We start from the raw sequence: 19,965 nt of genomic DNA on the forward strand, positions 1-19,965 counted from the left end.
GCCGGACGCGTTCCGTGGCCGGGCACACCTTCTGGGACATCGTCGGCACACTCCTCACCGGCGTCGGGTTCGGACGCGGCGGTCTCGAACTGCACAACGCGGTCACGGCCGCGTCCGGCCACTGGGGCGGACTGCCCGGCTGGTCGGCGGCGGCCGTGGGCGTGGTCGTCCTGGTCCGGCTGCTGCCCGCGACCTGGCTCACCCGGCGGCTCACGCCCCGCGGGACACCGGCGAGGACATCCCGCTGAGCCGGCTCGAGAGCGTGGTGCTGCGCCGGCTCGATGTGCGCGGTCTGCGGTGAGTTCGCGTGGCGATGCGGCGTTCTGTTCGTAAGGTCGGGGCATGACGCGGAACGTGGTGATCAGCGGAGGTGGTACGGGCATCGGGCTGGAGGCGGCACGGGTGTTCGCCGCCGCCGGGGACCGGGTGCTGTTGCTAGGGCGCCGCGGGGAGGTCCTGGAGCGGGCCGGGGCCGAGGTGCGCGGGGCCGAGGTGTACGCCGCGGACCTTGCCGATCCGGTCGCCGTGCGGGGCGTCGCCGACTACGTCGGCCGGGAGTTGGGGGCCGTCGACGTGCTGATCCACAGCGCCGGGGGTAACGGTCTCCTCGAACGCCAGGCCGGGGCGGACGACCCGCTCGAGGCCCTCGCCCGCCACTGGACGGTCAACTTCCGGCTCAACCTGCTCACCGCCGTCCTGCTCACGGAGGCACTGAGGGACCGGCTCGCCGAGCCCGGCGGGCGGGTGCTGTTTCTCAGTTCCATCGCCGCCTACCGGGGCTCCGGGCAGGTCGCTTACGCGGCGGCCAAGGCCGGACTGCATCCGTACGGCCATGACCTCGCCCGGAAGCTGGGGCCGCACGGCATCACGGTGAACGTGGTCGCGCCCGGCTACATCGAGGACACCGCGTTCTTCGGCGACGGCATCGACGGGGAGCGGCGGGCGGAGCTCGTCGCCGAGACCGCCGACGGGCGGGCCGGGACGCCCGGGGACGTGGCCGCCACTCTGCACTGGCTGGCCTCCCCGGGCGCCGCACACATCACCTCGCAGATCATCCAGGTCAACGGCGGCGCCGAACGCGGCCACTGAGACGCCGTCAGTACTCCTGTGTCGCGTCCTGAGTGCTGTGGGCGGCCGATTCGCCGTCCGGAGGGCCGGAGGGACCGGGCAGGCCGGGGGGACGGATGATGCCGGCGGCACCGCCGGGGGAGCGGTGGCTCTTGTCGGGGACCGGCGCCGCATCGGCCGGGGCGGTGCTGACCCGGGGCAGGGCGTAGGGGTGCTGCTCGGCCAGCCAGCGGATCATCTGCTCGCGGACCTCCACCTGTACCGTCCAGATGTCGCTCGCGTCCTTGGCCGTCACGAGGGCCCGCACGTGCATGCTGCTGGGCGTGGTGTCCGTGACGGTCAGGTTGTAGGCGCGGCCGTCCCAGGCCGGGCACTCGCGCAGGATGTCGCGCAGCCGCTCGCGCATCGCGTCCAGCGGGGCCCGGTGGTCGAGGTGCCAGTGGACCGTGCCGGTCATCTGAGGGCTGTCCCGGGACCAGTTCTCGAACGGCTTGGACGTGAAGTACGACACCGGCATGGTGATCCGGCGCTCGTCCCACGTGTTCACGGTGAGGAAGGTCAGGGTGATCTCCTCGACCGTGCCCCACTCGCCGTCCACCACGACCGTGTCACCGATGCGCACCATGTCACCGAAGGCGATCTGCAGCCCGGCGAAGAGGTTGCTGAGCGTGGACTGGGCGGCGACACCGGCGACGATGCCGAGAATACCCGCCGAGGCCAGCAGCGAGGCACCGGCCGCGCGCATGGCGGGGAAGGTCAGCAGCATCGCGGCCATCGCCACCACTCCGACGATCGCCGAGACGACCCGCCGGATCAACGTCACCTGGGTGCGCACCCGGCGGACCCTGGCCGGGTCGCGCTCCCGGTGCACGTTGGCGTACCGGGTGTACGAGGTCTCGACGACGGCCGCCGCGATCCGGATCACCAGCCAGGCGACCGACCCGATCAGCACCAGTGTCAGCACCCGCTCGACGGTGGCCCGGCTGCCTTCGAACAGCTTCGCCTCGCTGAACGAACCTCTCAGCAGGGCCGCGCAGACGAGCAGCTGGTAGGGGATGCGGCCGCGCCGGAGCAGCCCCCACATGGGGGTCTCGGGGTGCCGGACGTCGGCCTTGCGCAGCAGTCGGTCGGTGGCGTAGCCGAGCACCAGGGTGAGCACGACCGAGCCGCCGAACACGATCAAGGGGCGGAGCACGTCTTCCATGTCCCCGAACCTAACCGGCCTCGGGCGGAGTGAACATGTGACATCCGCTGCGTCGTGGGTACGGACCGTGCCGCGGTCCGGCACACCGGCTGGCGTACCCGGCTGGCACCATGGGCGTCATGAACATCATGCTGTTTCACTCGACCTACGGCCCGCGGCCCGCGGTGTCCGCGGCCGCGGACCGGCTGCGCGGCGCCGGGCACGAGGTGGGGACGCCCGACCTCTTCGGGGGCCGTACGTTCGACACGGTCGAGGAGGGCATGGCTCACCAGGAGTCCATCGGCAGGGACGAGTTGCTGAGGCGGGCCGTGCTCGCCGCCGCACCCTGCTCGGAGCGGGGGCTGGTGTACGCCGGGTTCTCCTTCGGTGCCTCCGTCGCCCAGACACTGGCGCTCGGAGACGGCAGGGCGCGCGGGCTGCTGCTCCTGCACGGCACCTCGGACATCGCGGCGAACGCGACGGTGGACGGCCTGCCGGTGCAGCTCCACGTCGCCGAGCCGGACCCGTTCGAGACCGACGACTGGCTGAGCGCCTGGTATCTGCAGATGGGCCGCGCCGGAGCCGACGTCGAGGTGTACCGGTACGCGGGGGCAGGCCACCTCTACACCGACCCCGACCTGCCGGACCACGACGAGGAGGCCCTGTTCTCCCGAAGCTGCCACGAAGTGACAAGTAGCTCTCTGTAGCGGGTCTGGGGTCTGCTTGTCAGAGTTTTGGATCTTCTGGGCTCATCGAGCGCCGTGCTGAGCGAGGTTGGTCCGGTCATGACGACCGGAAGGAGCCCGGGGTGCGGCAGGAGTGGGAGCCGGAGGACCTGATCGAGGTCTGGACGCTGCTGGAGGAGGACCAGGAAAGGCTGCGGAACAAGTCGGGGGCGAACAGGTTGGGGTTCGCGCTGTTGCTGAAGTTCTTCGAGGTGGAGGCCCGGTTCCCGGAGGACGCCGGGGAGATCCCGGTGCCGGCGGTGTCGTACGTCGCCCAGCAGGTGAAGGTGGCGGCGGATGAGTGGGTCGCGTACGACTGGTCGGGGCGGGCGATCAAACGGCACCGGACGGAGATCCGGGCCGCGTTCGGCTTCCGTGAGTGCACCAAGGAGGACCAGGCCCAGCTCGCGGAGTGGCTGGCGGTCGAGCTGTGCGGGGTGGAGCTGAACCGGGACCGGCTCGCGGAGGCGGTGGTGGCCCGGTGCCGCAACGACCGGCTGGAGCCGCCGACGACCGGGCGTATCGCCCGGTTGGTGGGCTCGGCGGTCAGCACCTTCGAGGAGCGGTTCTGCGCGGCCACGGTGGGCCGGCTGTCGGCGGCGACCCGCTCGCGGCTGGACGACCTGATCGCCGAGGACGCCGGCACGGACGAGAGCGCGGGCAGTGGGGGCACGTTCTTCACCGAGCTGAAGGCGGACCCGGGTGCGTTGGGGCTGGACAGCCTGCTGGCGGAGGTGAACAAGCTCCAGCGGGTGCGCGGGCTTCAGCTGCCACCGGAGCTGTTCGGGGACGTGTCGGAGAAGCTGGTGGCGGCCTGGAGGGCGCGGGCGGCGAAGGAGTACCCCTCGGACCTGCGGGCGGCGGCCGGGCCGGTGCGGTACGCGCTGCTGTCGACGCTGTGCCATGTGCGGGAGACGGAGATCACCGACTCGCTGGTGGAACTGTTCATCCAGCTCGTGCAGAAGATCAACACGCGGGCGGAGAAGAAGGTAGAGGGCGAGTTCAACAAGGAGTTGAAGCGGGTCCGCGGCAAGGAGGGCATCCTGCTGCGGCTGGCGGAGGCGGCGGTCGCGGAGCCGGGCGGCACGGTCCGCAAGGTGATCTATCCGGTGGCCGGTGAGTCCACCTCGAAGGCCCTGGCGGCGGAGGCCGCGGCGAACGAGGCTCGTTACCGGGCCCGGGTGCGGACGGTGCTGCGCTCGTCGTACTCGGGCCACTGGCGGCGGATGCTCTCGCCTCTGCTGAACGCGCTGGAGCTGAAGTGCAACAACACCGCCTACCGGCCGGTGATGGACGCGATCGACCTGCTCAAGCGGTACCTGGATCAGCCCATCGCCAAGGAGGGCGCGTTCTTCGACGAGGAGGAGAAGATCCCACTCGCGGGGGGTGGTGCGCGAGGAGTGGCGCAAGGCGGTCGTGGACGAGCGCGGCCGGGTCGAGCGCATCCCGTACGAGCTGTGCGTGCTCGTGGCGCTGCGGGACGCCCTGCGGCGCCGGGAGATCTGGGTGCCGGTGGCGGAACCCGGAGGACGATCTGCCGCCGGACTTCGAGGACCACCGCGATGTGCACTACGACGCGATCCGCCAGCCGCAGGACCCGCAGAAGTTCATCGATGCCCTTCAGAAGCGGCTGCGCGAGGCCCTGACCCGCTTCGACACGGCGCTGGAGCTGGGCACCACGGGTGGGGTGGACATCGTCAAGCGGCACGGCGAGCCGTGGATCAAGGTCTCGCCGCTGGGCAAGCAGGAGGAGCCGGAGAACCTCGTCGCCCTGAAGGCGGAGATCGAGCGCCGCTGGGGCACCATCGACCTGACCGACATCCTCAAGGAAGCCGAGTTCGCCACCGGCTTCACGTCCGAGTTCACCTCGGTCGCCACGCGGGAGGCGGTCCCGAAGGCGGTGTTGCGGCGCCGGCTGCTGCTGGTGCTGTTCGCGCTGGGGACGAACATGGGCATCAAGCGGGTCGCGGTCACCGGCAAGCACGGCGAGAGCGAGGCCGTCCTGCGCCGGGTACGGCACCTGTTCGTCAACCGGACCAACATGCGCGCGGCGCTGGTGCGGCTGGTCAACGCCACCTTCGCCGCCCGCGATGCCGCGTGGTGGGGCGAGGGCACCGCCTGCGCGAGCGACTCCAAGAAGTTCGGCTCCCGGTCCTCGAACTTCATGACCGAGTGGCACCAGCGGTACCGCGGGCCCGGCGTGATGATCTACTGGCACGTCGAGAAGAAGTCGCTGTGCGTCTACAGCCAGCTCAAGTCCTGCTCGGCCTCTGAGGTCGCCGCGATGATCGAGGGTGTGCTGCGGCACTGCACGGACGTGGAGATCGACCGGCATTACACCGACACGCACGGCGCCTCCATCGTCGGGTTCGCCTTCGCCCACATGCTCGGCTTCAACCTGCTGCCCAGGCTGAAGAACGTCGGCTCGGCGCGGCTGTACCGGCTGGCGGCCGGGGAGGACGAGAAGTGGCCGCACCTGGCGCCGGTGTTGTCGACCAAGACGATCGACTGGGACCTGATCCGCCAGCAGTACGACCAGATCGTGAAGTACACCACCGCCCTGCGCCTGGGCACCGCGGAGGCTGAGCAGGTCCTGCGGCGTTTCACCCGCGGCGGCCCGAAGCACCCGACGTACCGGGCGATCGAGGAACTTGGGCGTGCGGTGCGTACGGCGTTCATCTGCGACTACCTCGCCGACGCGGACCTGCGGCGCGAGATCAACGACGGGCTCCAGGTCGTGGAGAACTGGAACTCCGCCAACCACGACCTGTTCTACGGCAAGGACGGCGACCTGACCGGCTCCGACAAGGAGAGCCAGGAGGTCTCCATGCTCGCCCTGCACCTGCTCCAGTCGGCGTTGGTGCACGTCAACACCCTGCTCCTCCAGGACATCCTGAGTGAGGAGAAGTGGCAGAAGCGGCTTACCGACGCCGACCGGCGGGCTCTGTCCCCGCTGTTCTGGACCCACGTGAACCCTTACGGCCGGTTCGAGCTGGACATGAACTCCCACCTCGCCCTTGCCGCCATCGTCATCTAGGGGGTGGCACCTCTTTCCGCTGCTCAGGTGGCTGATCAAGGGTGCAGGCAAGTTCGGCAAGTACGACTTGTCATGCCCGAGCAACGTGGTTCGGCCGAACCACGTCAGGGCCCCTGTTCGAACGTTCGGTCACCTGCAAAATCCTCCACGTCGACCGCACCCCCGTCCTCAACTGACCGCAATGAGGCACCCCAGAACCAGCCGTAGGGCCGCCCCCGCAGATCACTGCGGGGGCGGCCCTACGGCTGGCATCCTGGCAGACAGCATCCAACGACCCAGAGGGGGAAACGGAACCTTGACCGTGACCGTGGACATACCCGACCACATACGCGACCTCTGTGCCCACCTCGGAGACGGTGTCCCATACGCGGTCAAGGTCCTCGCTCGGCAACTGGCCGACGACCCCCGTCTGGGCAAGCGCACCGGCAGGCTCGGCCTGTACGCTGCGACGATCGACGGCGACACCTTCGATGACTGCCCGCCCCTGACCGTGCGCTACGCCTACGGCCCGCCCCTGATGGCGGAGGGGCAGCTCCAGATCCGTGACGTCGAAGCCACCGGACCGCTCCCCGCCACCAGCGATACCGACGACGGCCAGGCCCCCGATCCGCGCCTGGAGCAGATCGCCGTACGGCAGGTGACCGGGGCGTGGCAGCGAATTACCTCATGGCTTGAGCAGAACGCGCCGGCCTCGCACGAGGCGCTGCTGCCCGCCGCGGCCGAGCAGGACATCGACGCCCTGGTGCAGCAGCTGGGCGTGCGTGTGCCGGTGGAACTGCGGGCGCTGTGGCTGCTGTGCGCCGGCAACCAGGACATCCCGGATGCCGGCTTCTTCCCCGATCACGGGTGGGCGTTGATGCCGTTGGACTCGGTTTGTGCGGTCTACCGGCGGCAGTCGCGCTGGCAGCAGGACCACGACAATGAGGAGTCGTGGATGTGGAAGCCGTCCTGGATCCCGTTCTGCTCGTGGTCGGTGACCGACACCAGCTATGGCCTGTTCGTCGACGCGGAGACGGGCGAGGTTGGGCACTGGGACGACACGGCCGTGCGCACCGTCGAGGACAATTCGCTGACGATGCTGCTGGAGGAGATCGCCGACAAGCTGGAGAATCCGCAGCTGGCCACCGGATACCGCCCCGGTCTGGTCGGGGAAAGGCTGGTGTGGGGTCCGCCGGTCGCGGCGGACGAGGCCGCCCTGTGGCGGCCGTTCACTGGCTGACGCGAGAGAAGGGGCGGACAGGCAGTTGCCTGTCCGCCCCTTCGTGCTTCCTGGGGTCAGGTGGTGCTTACACCTTGCGCCAGGTGCAGGTCACCGCCACGCCCGAGCAGTGGTTGAACCCCGGGGTGTCGATGAAGAATCCGTCCCCGTCGGTCAGCCGCCAGACCGACGGTTGGAGCTTGTGGAATGCGCCCTGGTTCTGCGCCGAGTCGATCGCCGCCCGGCCGCAGCGCTCCGTACCTGTCGGGCCGTTGGTCGCGACGCGGGTGTCCGCGAGAAGACCGAACGACGTCGACCCGTCACCGACCCCGTTGAACACCCAGTCGGTGTACAACTGGGCGCACTGGTTGCCGCTGGTGACCTGGTTGACCCCGCCAGGGAACCCGCCGGACTCGTGCGTGGACGCGGGCGCGTACTCGTCGCAGCCGGTGGTGCCGACGATGCTGTCCGCAGGGTGCTTGGTCCACGTGCTGGGGCACACCACCTTGCGGCTGTCGTCCGAGGACCAGGGCGCCCCCGTGGACGGGTTCTTCACCGTGGTGTCCGGACCCAGGTAGTGCACCAGACTGTCCCATTTCTTGGAGCCGGCATGGTCGGGCATCCGCTCCTGCATCAGCCAGTAGTAGCCACCCGCCGCCGGGTAGAGGTTGGTGTCCAGGGTGAACGTCGGCTTGAAGAACGGCAGCACGCAGCCTGGGGTGACCGCGCCGCGGGTGATGTCGTCGCACCGCGGGGCGAGTTCCCGCACGGAGGCGACACCGCTGGTGCCGAAGTCTGCCGTCGCGTCGACGGAGTTGCTGGCGTCGACGGTCGCGGTGATCGACCAGTCCAGATCGATCTGCTCCTTGCCGGTGCCGAGCCAGCGGGTCACCACGGTGCCCCACATGCTGCGGTAGTCCTGGAGCGGGTCGTAGTCCCAGTGCGCGCCGTTGACGGGGTTGGCGCCGTCGTCGGTCCACTGGATCGGCGCCACGTCGCACGCCGAGCACGACGAGTCGATGTCCCACCGCATCGTGACGCCTTCCAGTGCGGGGTCGATGTAGGTGGGGGCGATCACGAGCTGCTGGTCGAACTCGGCGAAGTCGCTGCCGGATTCGGTCTTGTTGCGGTAGGTCTTCATCCGCTGCTCGAACAGGAACGTGCCCCTACCGATGGCCGGCTTCTGCGGGTCGGAGTCGAAGAACCACAGCTCGCCCTCACCCAGAGTTTTCAGGCAGGCTTCGGTGCGGTTCATGTAGTCCAGGCCCTCGGCGGCGTTGGTGCACCAGTCGACCAGGTCGACCGCATCGTTACCGCCCGGCGTCGACATGATCCCCGCCGACTCGGCCGACTTGGCGGTGAACGTCTGCTTGGTCTCCCGGGTCTTTCCGGACTTCGGCGGAGCCTGCACGGACTTGGCCTTGTCCCGTTTGACCATGCGGAAGCACACCGTGCGGTCAGCCTTGTCCTGCTTGGAGCAGTCGTCCTTGTCGAAGTCCGCCAGCGTCGGCGACGGCTGTTCCGTGGCCGTGGCCGTGGCCGTGGCCGTGGACGTCGCGGTGGCGGAGCCGTCCGGGTCGGTGCGGGTGAACTCCACCGTGGTCTGTGCGGTCGAGTCGATTCCCGAGGTGGACTGTGCGACGGGGAACGTCACGTAGGGCTCGATGCGGAACTTCGCCCATGGGGACCAGGTGTTTTCGTACAGGCTGCCGTCGTAGGCGTTGGTGTGCACCAGGTAGGTGGTGCGCGGCTTCAGCCGGCCGTAGTCGACCTTGACCGACGCCGTGCTGCCGGACGCCACATACGGGGACACCAGCACCCCGTACGAGTTGGCGTCGGTCAGCTTGACCTTGGTGCCCGGCGTGCCGTCGGCGTTGGCCGTCCACACTTCGAATGTCAGGGTCGACTTTTCCCCGTCGGCGTCGGTGACGGTGTTGCGCAGCACGACCTCGGGGGCGACGACCCGCCATGTGTCGCCGGACTTGGTGAACTTCGGGCCGGCGGACGGGTTACTTCCCGACACCGGACGCGACCCTGCCGTGATGGACATCTCCGCTTCCGGTCCGTGGACCTTCGGCGGCGCGGCCAGCGGACCAGGCCCCTTCGGTGAACCGGCGGCGGAAGCCGTTCCCGCCCCGGCCAGAACAGCAAGAACGGCGCCAGCTGCCATGCAGCGCAGCGCCGCCGTTATACGTGTGCGTCTCAACGATCCTCCGCTAAGGGCGCGAATGTTCGACGCAACCCCATCACGCGCAACTCCCGTAGGACAGAGGGAAGATCGCCATTCTGAGCGCGCGACGCTCGTACGGTCGGCCCCGCCGCCATCCTCGGATGGACTGTCGCGGCGGCACCCCGGAAGCAGCCGTAGGGCCCCGCAGCAATCTGACCTTGTTGGCTAATTCCTTCGGGCCTCGGCGACCCGGCGGCGGACAGTAGCTGGCCCGCGTCTGGCGGGAGGGCGCGATGGCGTGGGACGCGGTTTGGCGCGGGCTGTGGTCGGTCAAGCGCGGCGCTACCCCAACCAGCGCTCGGCGGCCCGCATGACGCCGACGTCGACGCGCGGCTCCTCGTTGCGGAGCTGGAACAGATGACGGCGACACCGTCGTCCGCCCCGTGGTGATCCACCCCGCCCGCGAGCAAGGGCCAGAGCTCCACACGCCGTCACGCTCACAAGCGGTCCTTTGTGAAAGCAAGATCATTTACAGACCGGGAAGACCCTCCGGAACCCGGATCGGTTCTCAGAACCCGTTCTCACTCAAAAGAAGGCCCGACCCCCTTCTGAGACTTGCATTGTGCGAAAATCCGGTCCCATGACGGCCCCTCAGCAGCCTTCGCCAACCGGCCGGTCGGACGCGGACGACGTTGACCAGCACGCATGTCCGAAGTGTGACGCGCAGCCCGGCTCGCCGTGCCGCTCGCGCGGCGGCGCGGTCGCCTCCGCCTACCACACACGCCGCTTCACCCTGGTGCCCCGGCTGAAGAAGGCGCTGCGGGTGCCCACCCCGGCCGACCGCGGACCTGGCCGGCCGTGGCGGCCGGGCACCCCGCCGCCGTCGCCGATCGACCCGGACCTGCCGAGCGCGGACATCCGCATCGGCTACGCCCGCTGCTCGACCCTCGGGCAGGAACTCGACTCCCAGCTCGACGCCCTCAGCAAGCACGGCATCCCGAGGGGCAAGATCTTCAGCGAGAAGATCAGCACCCGCATCCATGTACGGCCCAAGTTCGAGGAGGCGCTGCGGACCGCGCGGGAGGTCAAGGCGCACGCCCCGCACTGCCGGGTCATCTTCACCGTGTACGAGATGAAGCGCCTCGGCCGCGACGCCGCCGAGCTCACCGCGCTCGCCGACCACCTCACCGCCCACGGCCTCATCCTGGAGATGCTCGCCGGACCCCTGCCTGGCATCTACGACCCCACCGGCCCGGGCAAGCTGCTGTTCGCGTTTTTCGCCGCGATGGCGGAGACCGAGCGGGAGAACATCCGGGAGTCCACACTCGAAGGGCTCGATACCGCGGCCCGCAAGGGCAAGCACGGCGGCCGGCCCCCGGTCATCACCGACGACATGCTCCACACCGTGCTCCGGCGCCGGGCGAACGGTGAGTCCGTCGAGCAGATCCAGCCCGACCTGATCATTCCCACCGGCAAGCGCAAGGGCCAGAGCCCGTCCGTCGCCAGCATCTACCGGGCGCTCGCCGAACACGCCAAACGCGGGTCGTATCCCGAAGCCGTCGAGGAGGCTCACGCCGACTTCACCGCCCTCACCGGCAACGAAGTCCCTGAACCCCGCGCAGAAACCAAGGCCCTAACGACACGCTGAGTTACTTTTCACTTCGTGGCAGCTTCGGGAGAACAGGGCCGAGGAGGCCGCCGAGGCCACCTGGCGGGTGGCGCTCGGCTTCCTCGAGACGCTGGAGAACGACTGACGACGACAACCGCGCGGGGTCAGACCGGGCTGTCGGCGCGCTCGATCTGCTGGGTGCCGTCGAGCGTCCGGTAGGAGCGGGCCCACCTGGACGTGGCGGCCGGGTCGGTGCGGCTGGAGACCACGTAGTAGTCCATCTGCGCCCGCGTGGACGTGATGTCCAGCACGCCGTAGCCGTGGCGGTCGGTGTCGACCCACCGGACGTGCCGGTTGGTGGCCTTGATCAGGGGGGAGGCGAGCGTGGTGACGGTGCCCTCGGGGACCTCGACGGCGTCGTCCAGGTTGTCCGAGGTGACCGAGGTCACGACGAACTCGGCGGCCGCCGAGCCGGAAACCGGGTACGTGCCCGCGTTCACCGGCACGTCGTTGGCCCACGCCATGTGGATGTCGCCGGTGAGGAAGACCGTGTTGCGGATCGCGTTCGTCCGCAGATGGGCGAGGAGCTCCCGGCGGTCGTCGGTGTAGCCGTCCCACTGGTCGGTGTTGAGGGCGAGGCCCTCCTGCGGCAGACCGAGCAGCTTGGCGACCGGTTTCAGCAGACTGGCGGGGAGTGCGCCGAGCGCGAGCGGCGAGATCATCACCGAGGTGCCGACCAGCCGCCAGGTGGTGTCGGACGCCGACAGCCCCGACTTCAGCCAGTCGAGCTGGGCGCGGCCGGTGAGCGTACGGTCCGGGTCGTCGACGCCGCCGTCGCCCACGGAGACCTGTCGGGAGCGGAAGGAACGCAGGTCCAGCAGCGAGAGGTCGGCGAGCCTGCCGAAGCGCAGTCGCCGGTAGGTGGTGCCGGCGACCGCGGGACGTACCGGCATCCACTCGAAGTAGGCGCGCTTGGCGGCGGCCTGACGCGCGGCCCAGGCGCCCTCCTCGCCCTCGGTGTGGTTCTCGGCGCCGCCGGACCAGGTGTCGTTGGCGATCTCGTGGTCGTCCCAGATCGCGATGACCGGCGCCTTGGCGTGCAGCGCCTGGAGATCGGGGTCGGTCTTGTACGTCGCGTGCCGGAGGCGGTAGTCGGTGAGGGAGACGATCTCGTGGGCGGGCGCGTGCGTGCGGACGGCCCTGCCGCGCGTGCCGTACTCGCCGGAGGCGTACTCGTAGATGTAGTCGCCGAGGTGCAGCCAGGCGTCGAGGTCGCCGCGGGCCGCGAGGTGGCGGTACGCCGAGAAGTGCCCGGCCTCGTAGTTGGAGCAGGAGACCACACCGAAGCGCAGACCGCCCACGGCGGCGTCGGCGGCCGGGGCGGTGCGGGTGCGGCCGACGGGGGAGCCGGCGGTGCCTGCGGAGAAGCGGAACCAGTAGTCGGTGGCCGGCGCGAGGCCGCGGACGTCCGCCTTGACGGTGTGGTCGGTGGCCGCGGTGGCGCGGACCGAGCCCTTCGCGACGACGGTGGTGAACGCCCTGTCCAGGGCGACGGTCCAGGTGACCTCGGTGTCGGGGCCGAGTCCCGAGCCGGGTATCGCCTCCGCTGTCGGCGTCACGCGGGTCCACAGCAGGACGCCGTCCGGCAGCGGGTCGCCGGAGGCCACACCGTGCAGGAAGACGGGGGCCGCGGCGGTGACGGCGCGGGCGGGCAGCGCGGCGGTGAGCGGTGCGGCGAGGACCGCGCTCGCGGCGGCCGCCCTGACGAGCGACCGGCGGCGGGGGGACAGGACGCCGGGGTCCGTGGTGGCGGGGGCAGGGGTGGCGCCGGCCGGGGCGGGCGCGGTGCTCTCGGATGATCTGCGTCGAGTGGTCACAGCCGATCAGGTTACTGACCGGTACATGCCAGAGCGGGCGAACTCGCCAAAGTTCGCCCGCTCTTCAGCGTGCGGTCGGCCGACCGCGATCGAAATCCGGCCGCACGCCCCCGGATCCGGGGGTCAGGCCTCGAGCGCCTTGTCGATCGCGGCGGTGAACTCGGCGACCGTCATCGGCGCGTTCTGCCCGTCGGACCCGGTGAGCTTCTCGCCGTCCATCCTGAGCGTGGGGGTGCCCTGGACGCCGCTGCTGTCGAACTTGTCGGACATCTCCAGCGCCCACCTGTCGTAGGTGCCCTCCTCCACGGCCGTCTGGAACTCCTTGTTTCCCTTCAGCTCCTCGACGGAGTTCGCCACCTCGATCAGGTAGGAGTCGTCCTTGAACTTGTCCTCGCTCTCCTCGGGGTGGTACTCGGCCGAGTACAGCGCGGACTTGTAGTGGAGGAACGCCTCGGGACTGACGTCCAGCGCGGCGCCCAGGGCGCTCAGGGCGTTCCTGGAGCCCTCACCGGTCAGGTTGCGGTCGAGGAACGAGGCACCGATGAACTGGACCTTGTACTTGCCGTCCGCGACGTCCTTGTCGATCGTCCCGCCGACGGTCTGCTCGAACGAGGCGCAGATCGGGCAGCGCGGGTCCTCGTACAGCTCCAGGGTCTTCTTCGCGGTGTCCTCGCCGATGACGACGGTGGTGCCGTTCTCACCGCTGGTGTTGGCCGGCTTGACGAGCTTCGCGTCGGCGGCGGCCTCCCATGCGCCGGGCTGGTTGGCCTGGACGACGGCGTAGCCGATGCCGGCGGCTATCGCGAGGACGCCGACGACCGAACCGGCGACGATCAGCTGACGCCTGACCTTGGCCTTCTTGGCCTCGCGCTCGCGCTCGACGCGCAGACGCTCACGGGCCGCCGTCTTCGCCGCCTGGGTGTTCCGCTTGCTCATGGTGATGCTCTCCACTGGGGACGCGCACAGTGTGTGCGGGATAGGTAGGGGACTACGGGTGCTCGGCACGGAGCCGACGCCGGAGGGCCGAGCCGTCTCAGGCGAGGGCGGTGGAGCACGGCGGTCCACGCCGTCCCAGGAAGTACACGAGGATCCGGTCCACGGCCGTGGTGGTCCGGTGGTCCGGGCGGGCCGGCCGGCGAACCTTCGGTGCGCGGCGCACGGTGACCGCGGCGACCACCAGCCGCAGGGGCCGGACCACTGTCGAGGCTGTCGCCGTCACCGCGCCCAGCAGTTGGGCCAGCGCCCGCTCGCCGCGGTGCAGCCAGGCGGCGGCAGACAGCCCGACGCCGATGTGCGCGCCGAGCAGCAGCCACGCGGTGGCCGGGTCGGCCTGGGCGAGCACCCCGGCGAACCGGTCGCCCCCGTGGGCCGCGGTACCGGCCACCTGCGTCAGCGGGGTGCCCACGCCGTCACCGCACAGCACGTCGAAGCCGACCGAACGCAGCGGGCCCGCGACGGGGCCGCCCATCCGGCCGTAACAGACGTGCTGGCCGGTGGTGAAGACGGTGTCGGCGGCCAGCTCCAGGGGGATCAGCAGGGCGGCGATCCGCCCGAAGGAACGCTGCCGGCCCGCGAGCGCGTACGCCAGGCCGAACACGGCGACGCCGATCACCGTCACCGTGCTCAACGGCAGGGGAGCCCCGGACAGCAGCACGTGCGACGCGGTGCTGAGGGCCACGACCACGGTCGTGAACAGCGCCGCGCGTACCGCTCTGAGCGGGGCTCCGGATATGTCCATGGTGGGACCGAGTCTGTCATGCGCTCCGGTAAGGGATCCCTAAAGGGCTCCGGTTGGCGGAAACTGCCCGGCCGGGGCAGCCCCGGCCGGGAGGAGGGAGGGCAGCCCCGGGATCACAGGCCCGGGATCCTGCCGTTGCGGAACAGGTCCAGGAAGATCTGGTGGTCCTCGCGCGCACGGGCGCCGTAGCTGTGGGCGAAGTCGGCGAGCAGCGGCTCGAGCCCGTCCTCGTCGGCCGCGATCGCCGCGTCGATGGCCCGCTCGGTGGAGAACGGCACCAGGGACTCGCCGGAGGTGTCGTCCGCCGCCGCGTGCATCGTGGCCGTGGCCCGGCCGAGGTCGGCGACGACCTGGGCGATCTCGTCGGACTCGTCGATGTCGCCCCAGTCGAGGTCCACCGCGTACGGCGAGACCTCCGCGACCAGCTGCCCCGCGCCGTCCAGCTCGGTCCAGCCCAGCCACGGGTCGGCGTGCGCCTGCAGGGCGCGCTGGGAGATCACCGTGCGGTGGCCCTCGTGCTGGAAGTAGTCCCGGATCGCCGGGTCGGTGAGGTGCCGCGAGACGGCCGGGTGCTGCGCCTGCTTGATGTAGATCACCACATCGTTCTCCAGGGCGTCACTGTGCCCCTCCAGCAGGATGTTGTACGACGGCAGTCCGGCCGATCCGATGCCGATGCCCCGGCGGCCCACGACGTCCTTCACCCGGTAGGAGTCCGGGCGGGCCAGCGAGGCGTCCGGCAGCGTCTCCAGGTAGCCGTCGAAGGCGGCGAGGACCTTGTAGCGGGTGGCGGCGTCGAGCTCGACCGCACCGCCGCCGGAGGCGAAGCGGCGCTCGAAGTCACGGATGACGGTCATCGAGTCCAGCAGCCCGAACCGGGTCAGCGAGCGGGCGTCGCGCAGCGCGTCGAGCAGCGGGCCCTGCGCGGTGTCCAGCGTGAAGGGCGGCACCTCGTCGCTCTTCACGCCGGTCGCCAGCGCGTGGATCCGCTCCCGGTACGCGGCCGTGTAGATCCGCACCAGCTCGGTGATCTGCCCGTCGCTGAGCGCCTTCGCGTAGCCGATCAGCGCCATGGAGGCGGCGAAGCGCTTGAGGTCCCAGGTGAAGGGGCCGACGTAGGCCTCGTCGAAGTCGTTGACGTTGAAGACCAGACGGCCGTTGGAGTCCATGTACGTGCCGAAGTTCTCCGCGTGCAGATCGCCGTGGATCCACACCCGGGACGTCCGTTCGTCCAGGTAGGGGCCGCTGTACGTCCTCCCACCGCCCCGCCCGGCGTTCTCGGCGTCCAGATCGTGGTAGAAGAGGCACGCCGTGCCCCGGTAGAACGCGAACGCCGAGGCCGCCATCTTCCGGAACTTCACGCGGAAGGCGGCAGGATCGGCGGCCAGGAGCTCGCCGAAGGCGGTGTCGAGGACGGCGAGGATCTCCTCGCCGCGGTGCTCGTCGTCGAGCTGCGGGACCGACATCGCTGGGTGCCTCCTGGTACGGGATGTTCCGGGGACGGCTGATCCGTCCCCCGTCCAACGCGCGACGCGTCACGGGAGTGCCCGCGCCACAGGCCCGAAGGTACGTCCGGGAGCCCTCGGGTGTCAGTGCCGGGGCATAGACTTCGACGCTGTCCCCGGACTGTCGGCAGGCGGTCCGAAACCCGTCGCCGAGAGTTCTCCCTGGAGGCCGAACCGTGTCGAAGACGCCGTTCACGCACCTGCACGTCCACACCCAGTACTCGCTGCTGGACGGTGCCGCGCGGCTCAAGGACATGTTCAACGCCTGCAACGAGATGGGCATGAGCCACATCGCCATGTCCGACCACGGGAACCTGCACGGCGCGTACGACTTCTTCCACAGCGCGCAGAAGGCGGGCGTCACCCCGATCATCGGGATCGAGGCCTATGTCGCGCCCGAGTCGCGGCGGACCAAGCGCAAGATCCAGTGGGGTCAGCCGCACCAGAAGCGGGACGACGTCTCCGGTTCCGGCGGTTACACCCACAAGACGATCTGGGCGGTCGACCGCACGGGCCTGCACAACCTCTTCCGGCTCTCCTCCGACGCGTACGCCGAGGGCTGGCTGCAGAAGTGGCCGCGGATGGACAAGGAGACCATCGCCAAGTGGTCCACCGGACTGGTCGCCTCCACCGGCTGCCCCTCCGGCGAGGTCCAGACCCGGCTGCGCCTCGGCCACTTCGACGAGGCGCTCAAGGCGGCCTCCGACTACCGGGACATCTTCGGCAAGGACCGGTACTTCCTCGAGCTGATGGACCACGGCATCGAGATCGAGCACCGGGTCCGCGACGGCCTGCTGGAGATCGGCAAGAAGCTCGGCATCCCGCCCCTGGTCACCAACGACTCGCACTACACGTACGCGAACGAGGCGACCGCGCACGACGCGCTGCTGTGCATCCAGACCGGCAAGAACCTCTCCGACCCCGACCGTTTCCGGTTCGACGGCACCGGCTACTACCTCAAGTCAACCGACGAGATGTACGCCATCGACTCCTCCGACGCCTGGCAGCAGGGCTGCGCCAACACCAGGCTGATCGCCGAGATGGTCGACACCACGGGCATGTTCGAGAAGCGCGACCTGATGCCCAAGTTCGACATCCCGGAGGGCTACACCGAGGTCACCTGGTTCCGCGCGGAGACGATGCGCGGCATGGAGCGCCGTTTCCCCGGCGGCATCCCCGAGGACCGCATGAAGCAGGTCGAGTACGAGATGGACACCATCATCTCGATGGGCTTCCCCGGGTACTTCCTCGTCGTCGCCGACTTCATCATGTGGGCCAAGAAGCAGGGCATCGCCGTCGGCCCCGGCCGCGGCTCCGCGGCCGGCTCGATCGTCGCGTACGCGATGGGCATCACCGACCTGGACCCGATCCCGCACGGTCTGATCTTCGAGCGGTTCCTCAACCCCGAGCGCGTCTCCATGCCCGACGTCGACATCGACTTCGACGAGCGCAGGCGCGTCGAGGTGATCCGGTACGTGACGGAGAAGTACGGCGCCGACAAGGTCGCCATGATCGGCACCTACGGCAAGATCAAGGCCAAGAACGCCATCAAGGACTCCGCACGCGTGCTGGGCTACCCGTACGCCATGGGCGACCGGCTCACCAAGGCCATGCCCGCCGACGTCCTCGGCAAGGGCATCGACCTCGACGGCATCACCAACCCCTCGCACCCGCGCTACAACGAGGCCGGCGAGATCCGCGCGATGTACGAGAACGAGCCGGACGTGAAGAAGGTCATCGACACCGCCAAGGGCGTCGAGGGCCTCGTGAGGCAGATGGGCGTGCACGCGGCCGGCGTGATCATGTCCAGCGAACCCATCGTCGACCACGCCCCGATCTGGGTGCGGCACACCGACGGCGTGACCATCACGCAGTGGGACTATCCCCAGTGCGAGTCGCTCGGCCTCCTGAAGATGGACTTCCTGGGCCTGCGCAACCTCACGATCATGGACGACGCCATCAAGATGGTGAAGGCCAACAAGGGCATCGACCTGGAGATGCTCGCCCTCCCGCTGGACGACCCCAAGACCTTCGAACTGCTCTGCCGGGGCGACACCCTCGGTGTCTTCCAGTTCGACGGCGGCCCGATGCGCTCTCTGCTCCGCCAGATGCAGCCCGACAACTTCGAGGACATCTCCGCCGTCTCGGCCCTCTACCGGCCGGGCCCGATGGGCATGAACTCGCACATCAACTACGCGGAGCGCAAGAACGGCCGCCAGGAGATCACCCCGATCCACAAGGAACTGGAGGAGCCGCTCCAGGAGGTGCTGTCGGTCACCTACGGCCTGATCGTCTACCAGGAGCAGGTGCAGAAGGCCGCGCAGATCATCGCCGGCTACTCGCTCGGCGAGGCCGACATCCTGCGCCGCGTGATGGGCAAGAAGAAGCCCGAGGAACTGGCGAAGAACTTCGTCCTCTTCAAGGAGGGCGCCCGCAAGAACGGCTACAGCGACGAGGCGATCCAGGCCCTGTGGGACGTGCTGGTCCCCTTCGCCGGCTACGCGTTCAACAAGGCCCACTCCGCCGCGTACGGACTCGTGTCGTACTGGACCGGGTACCTGAAGGCGAACTACCCGGCCGAGTACATGGCCGCGCTGCTCACCTCGGTCAAGGACGACAAGGACAAGTCGGCCGTCTACCTCAACGAGTGCCGCCGCATGGGCATCAAGGTGCTCCCGCCGAACGTCAACGAGTCCGAGTCGAACTTCGCCGCACAGGGCGACGACGTGATCCTCTTCGGCCTGTCCGCGGTCCGCAACGTCGGCACCAACGTCGTCGAGTCGATCATCAGGTCCCGCAAGGCCAAGGGGAAGTACGCCTCCTTCCCGGACTACCTCGACAAGGTCGAGGCCGTCGTCTGCAACAAGCGCACCACGGAGTCGCTGATCAAGGCGGGCGCCTTCGACTCCATGGGGCACACCCGCAAGGGCCTCACCGCCCAGTACGAGCCGATGATCGACAACGTGGTCGCGGTCAAGCGCAAGGAGGCCGAGGGACAGTTCGACCTCTTCGGCGGCATGGGGGAGCAGGAGACCACCGAGCCCGGCTTCGGCCTCGACGTCACCTTCGCCGACGACGAGTGGGACAAGACCTACCTGCTCGCACAGGAACGGGAGATGCTCGGGCTCTATGTCTCCGACCACCCGCTGTTCGGGCTGGAGCACGTCCTGTCCGACAAGGCCGACGCGGGCATCTCCCAGCTCACCGGCGGCGACTTCGGCGACGGCGCGGTCGTCACCATCGGCGGCATCATTTCCGGCCTCCAGCGCAAGATGACCAAGCAGGGCAACGCCTGGGCGATCGCGACCGTGGAGGACCTCGCCGGTTCCCTCGAGTGCATGTTCTTCCCCGCGACCTATCAGCTCGTCTCGACCCAACTCGTCGAGGACGCCGTGGTGTTCGTCAAGGGACGGCTCGACAAGCGCGAGGACGTGCCGCGCCTGGTCGCCATGGAACTCCAGGTGCCCGACCTGTCCAACGCGGGCACCAACGCGCCCGTCGTGCTCACCATCCCGGCGACCAGGGTCACCCCGCCGATGGTCAGCCGCCTCGGCGAGATCCTCGGCCACCACAAGGGCGACAGCGAGGTCCGTATCAAGCTCCAGGGGCCCACGAGGACGACGGTGCTGCGTCTGGACCGCCACCGGGTGAAGCCGGACCCCGCCCTGTTCGGCGACCTGAAGGTCCTCCTCGGCCCGTCCTGCCTGGCGGGCTAGTGAACCTGTCCTGCCCGGCGGGCCGGGGCGGGCCGGGGCGGGCGGCCGATGCGGACAGGGCCGACGGGACCGACGGCCAAGAGGGGTGTGCCCGGTGACGGGCGCACCCCTCTGCGTGTGCCGTGCGGTGACTCAAGAGCCC

General features: G+C 69.5%; 13 protein-coding genes and 1 pseudogene. 8 read left to right on the plus strand and 6 right to left on the minus strand.

Going from position 1 to position 19,965, the window contains the following annotated elements:
- Positions 1-14: 14 nt before the first annotated feature.
- Both HUV60_RS25490 and HUV60_RS25495 read left to right on the plus strand, forming a co-directional pair.
- Positions 15-295: pseudogene (locus tag HUV60_RS25490) on the plus strand (Na+/H+ antiporter); the annotation flags it as partial.
- A gap of 47 nt (positions 296-342) precedes the next feature.
- The gene (locus HUV60_RS25495; protein WP_257849541.1) at positions 343-1,089 is read left to right on the plus strand and encodes an SDR family NAD(P)-dependent oxidoreductase; all 747 of its coding nucleotides are present in this window, start codon (positions 343-345) and stop codon (positions 1,087-1,089) included.
- A gap of 7 nt (positions 1,090-1,096) precedes the next feature.
- On the opposite strand, the gene HUV60_RS25500 is transcribed toward HUV60_RS25495, so the two are convergent.
- Positions 1,097-2,272: a mechanosensitive ion channel family protein gene (locus tag HUV60_RS25500; RefSeq protein ID WP_257849542.1), complete on the minus strand. Its 1,176-nt coding sequence runs from the start codon at positions 2,270-2,272 to the stop codon at positions 1,097-1,099.
- 119 nt (positions 2,273-2,391) lie between these two features.
- On the opposite strand from HUV60_RS25500, the gene HUV60_RS25505 reads away from it, so the two are divergent.
- The 4 genes from HUV60_RS25505 to HUV60_RS25520 all read left to right on the plus strand — a co-directional run bounded on the left by HUV60_RS25505 (position 2,392) and on the right by HUV60_RS25520 (position 7,232).
- A complete protein-coding gene (locus HUV60_RS25505) occupies positions 2,392-2,958 on the plus strand; it encodes a dienelactone hydrolase family protein (protein WP_257849543.1) in 567 nt (188 codons plus the stop codon).
- Between the two features lie 101 nt (positions 2,959-3,059).
- Complete coding sequence (locus tag HUV60_RS25510; RefSeq protein WP_269441236.1) at positions 3,060-4,622, plus strand: DUF4158 domain-containing protein; 1,563 nt, start codon at positions 3,060-3,062, stop codon at positions 4,620-4,622.
- Positions 4,541-6,013, plus strand: a complete 1,473-nt coding sequence (locus HUV60_RS25515; protein WP_257849545.1) for a transposase — start codon at positions 4,541-4,543, stop codon at positions 6,011-6,013. The genes HUV60_RS25510 and HUV60_RS25515 overlap by 82 nt, the downstream gene beginning before the upstream one ends.
- Before the next feature lie 301 nt (positions 6,014-6,314).
- Positions 6,315-7,232 carry an SMI1/KNR4 family protein gene (locus HUV60_RS25520; RefSeq protein ID WP_257849546.1) on the plus strand — a complete coding sequence of 306 codons (918 nt, stop codon included), beginning with the start codon at positions 6,315-6,317 and terminating at the stop codon, positions 7,230-7,232.
- 67 nt (positions 7,233-7,299) lie between these two features.
- Here the strand turns inward: HUV60_RS25520 and HUV60_RS25525 are convergent, their stop codons facing one another.
- On the minus strand, positions 7,300-9,261 hold the full coding sequence (locus tag HUV60_RS25525) for a hypothetical protein (protein WP_257849547.1): 1,962 nt from the start codon (positions 9,259-9,261) through the stop codon (positions 7,300-7,302).
- A gap of 760 nt (positions 9,262-10,021) precedes the next feature.
- Between HUV60_RS25525 and HUV60_RS25530 the strand changes: the two genes are divergently transcribed.
- Entirely contained in the window at positions 10,022-11,029 is a 1,008-nt protein-coding gene (locus HUV60_RS25530; protein WP_257849548.1) for a recombinase family protein, read from the plus strand.
- 125 nt (positions 11,030-11,154) lie between these two features.
- Here HUV60_RS25530 and HUV60_RS25535 read toward each other — a convergent pair whose 3' ends face one another.
- From HUV60_RS25535 to HUV60_RS25550, 4 genes are all read right to left on the minus strand, one after another.
- Positions 11,155-12,867 carry an alkaline phosphatase D family protein gene (locus HUV60_RS25535; RefSeq protein ID WP_443047413.1) on the minus strand — a complete coding sequence of 571 codons (1,713 nt, stop codon included), beginning with the start codon at positions 12,865-12,867 and terminating at the stop codon, positions 11,155-11,157.
- A gap of 123 nt (positions 12,868-12,990) precedes the next feature.
- On the minus strand, positions 12,991-13,803 hold the full coding sequence (locus tag HUV60_RS25540) for a DsbA family protein (protein ID WP_257849550.1): 813 nt from the start codon (positions 13,801-13,803) through the stop codon (positions 12,991-12,993).
- A 97-nt stretch (positions 13,804-13,900) separates the two neighbouring features.
- Positions 13,901-14,605 carry a hypothetical protein gene (locus tag HUV60_RS25545; RefSeq protein ID WP_257849551.1) on the minus strand — a complete coding sequence of 235 codons (705 nt, stop codon included), beginning with the start codon at positions 14,603-14,605 and terminating at the stop codon, positions 13,901-13,903.
- 113 nt (positions 14,606-14,718) lie between these two features.
- Positions 14,719-16,068: a DUF2252 domain-containing protein gene (locus tag HUV60_RS25550; RefSeq protein WP_257849552.1), complete on the minus strand. Its 1,350-nt coding sequence runs from the start codon at positions 16,066-16,068 to the stop codon at positions 14,719-14,721.
- 215 nt (positions 16,069-16,283) lie between these two features.
- On the opposite strand from HUV60_RS25550, the gene dnaE reads away from it, so the two are divergent.
- Positions 16,284-19,823: a DNA polymerase III subunit alpha gene (dnaE, locus tag HUV60_RS25555; protein WP_257849553.1), complete on the plus strand. Its 3,540-nt coding sequence runs from the start codon at positions 16,284-16,286 to the stop codon at positions 19,821-19,823.
- The last annotated feature ends 142 nt before the right edge of the window (positions 19,824-19,965 follow it).

It is taken from the genome of Streptomyces sp. KMM 9044 (assembly GCF_024701375.2).
In the GTDB taxonomy this organism is placed as follows: domain Bacteria; phylum Actinomycetota; class Actinomycetes; order Streptomycetales; family Streptomycetaceae; genus Streptomyces.

What these genes read in the sequence shown, in the direction of transcription:
- HUV60_RS25505 (WP_257849543.1), top strand. Translation starts at nt 2,392, where the DNA reads ATGAACATCATGCTGTTTCACTCGACCTACGGCCCGCGGCCCGCGGTG.
- HUV60_RS25540 (WP_257849550.1), bottom strand. Translation starts at nt 13,803, where the DNA reads ATGAGCAAGCGGAACACCCAGGCGGCGAAGACGGCGGCCCGTGAGCGT.
- HUV60_RS25500 (WP_257849542.1), bottom strand. Translation starts at nt 2,272, where the DNA reads ATGGAAGACGTGCTCCGCCCCTTGATCGTGTTCGGCGGCTCGGTCGTG.
- HUV60_RS25525 (WP_257849547.1), bottom strand. Translation starts at nt 9,261, where the DNA reads ATGTCCATCACGGCAGGGTCGCGTCCGGTGTCGGGAAGTAACCCGTCC.
- HUV60_RS25545 (WP_257849551.1), bottom strand. Translation starts at nt 14,605, where the DNA reads ATGGACATATCCGGAGCCCCGCTCAGAGCGGTACGCGCGGCGCTGTTC.
- HUV60_RS25495 (WP_257849541.1), top strand. Translation starts at nt 343, where the DNA reads ATGACGCGGAACGTGGTGATCAGCGGAGGTGGTACGGGCATCGGGCTG.
- HUV60_RS25530 (WP_257849548.1), top strand. Translation starts at nt 10,022, where the DNA reads ATGACGGCCCCTCAGCAGCCTTCGCCAACCGGCCGGTCGGACGCGGAC.
- HUV60_RS25550 (WP_257849552.1), bottom strand. Translation starts at nt 16,068, where the DNA reads ATGTCGGTCCCGCAGCTCGACGACGAGCACCGCGGCGAGGAGATCCTC.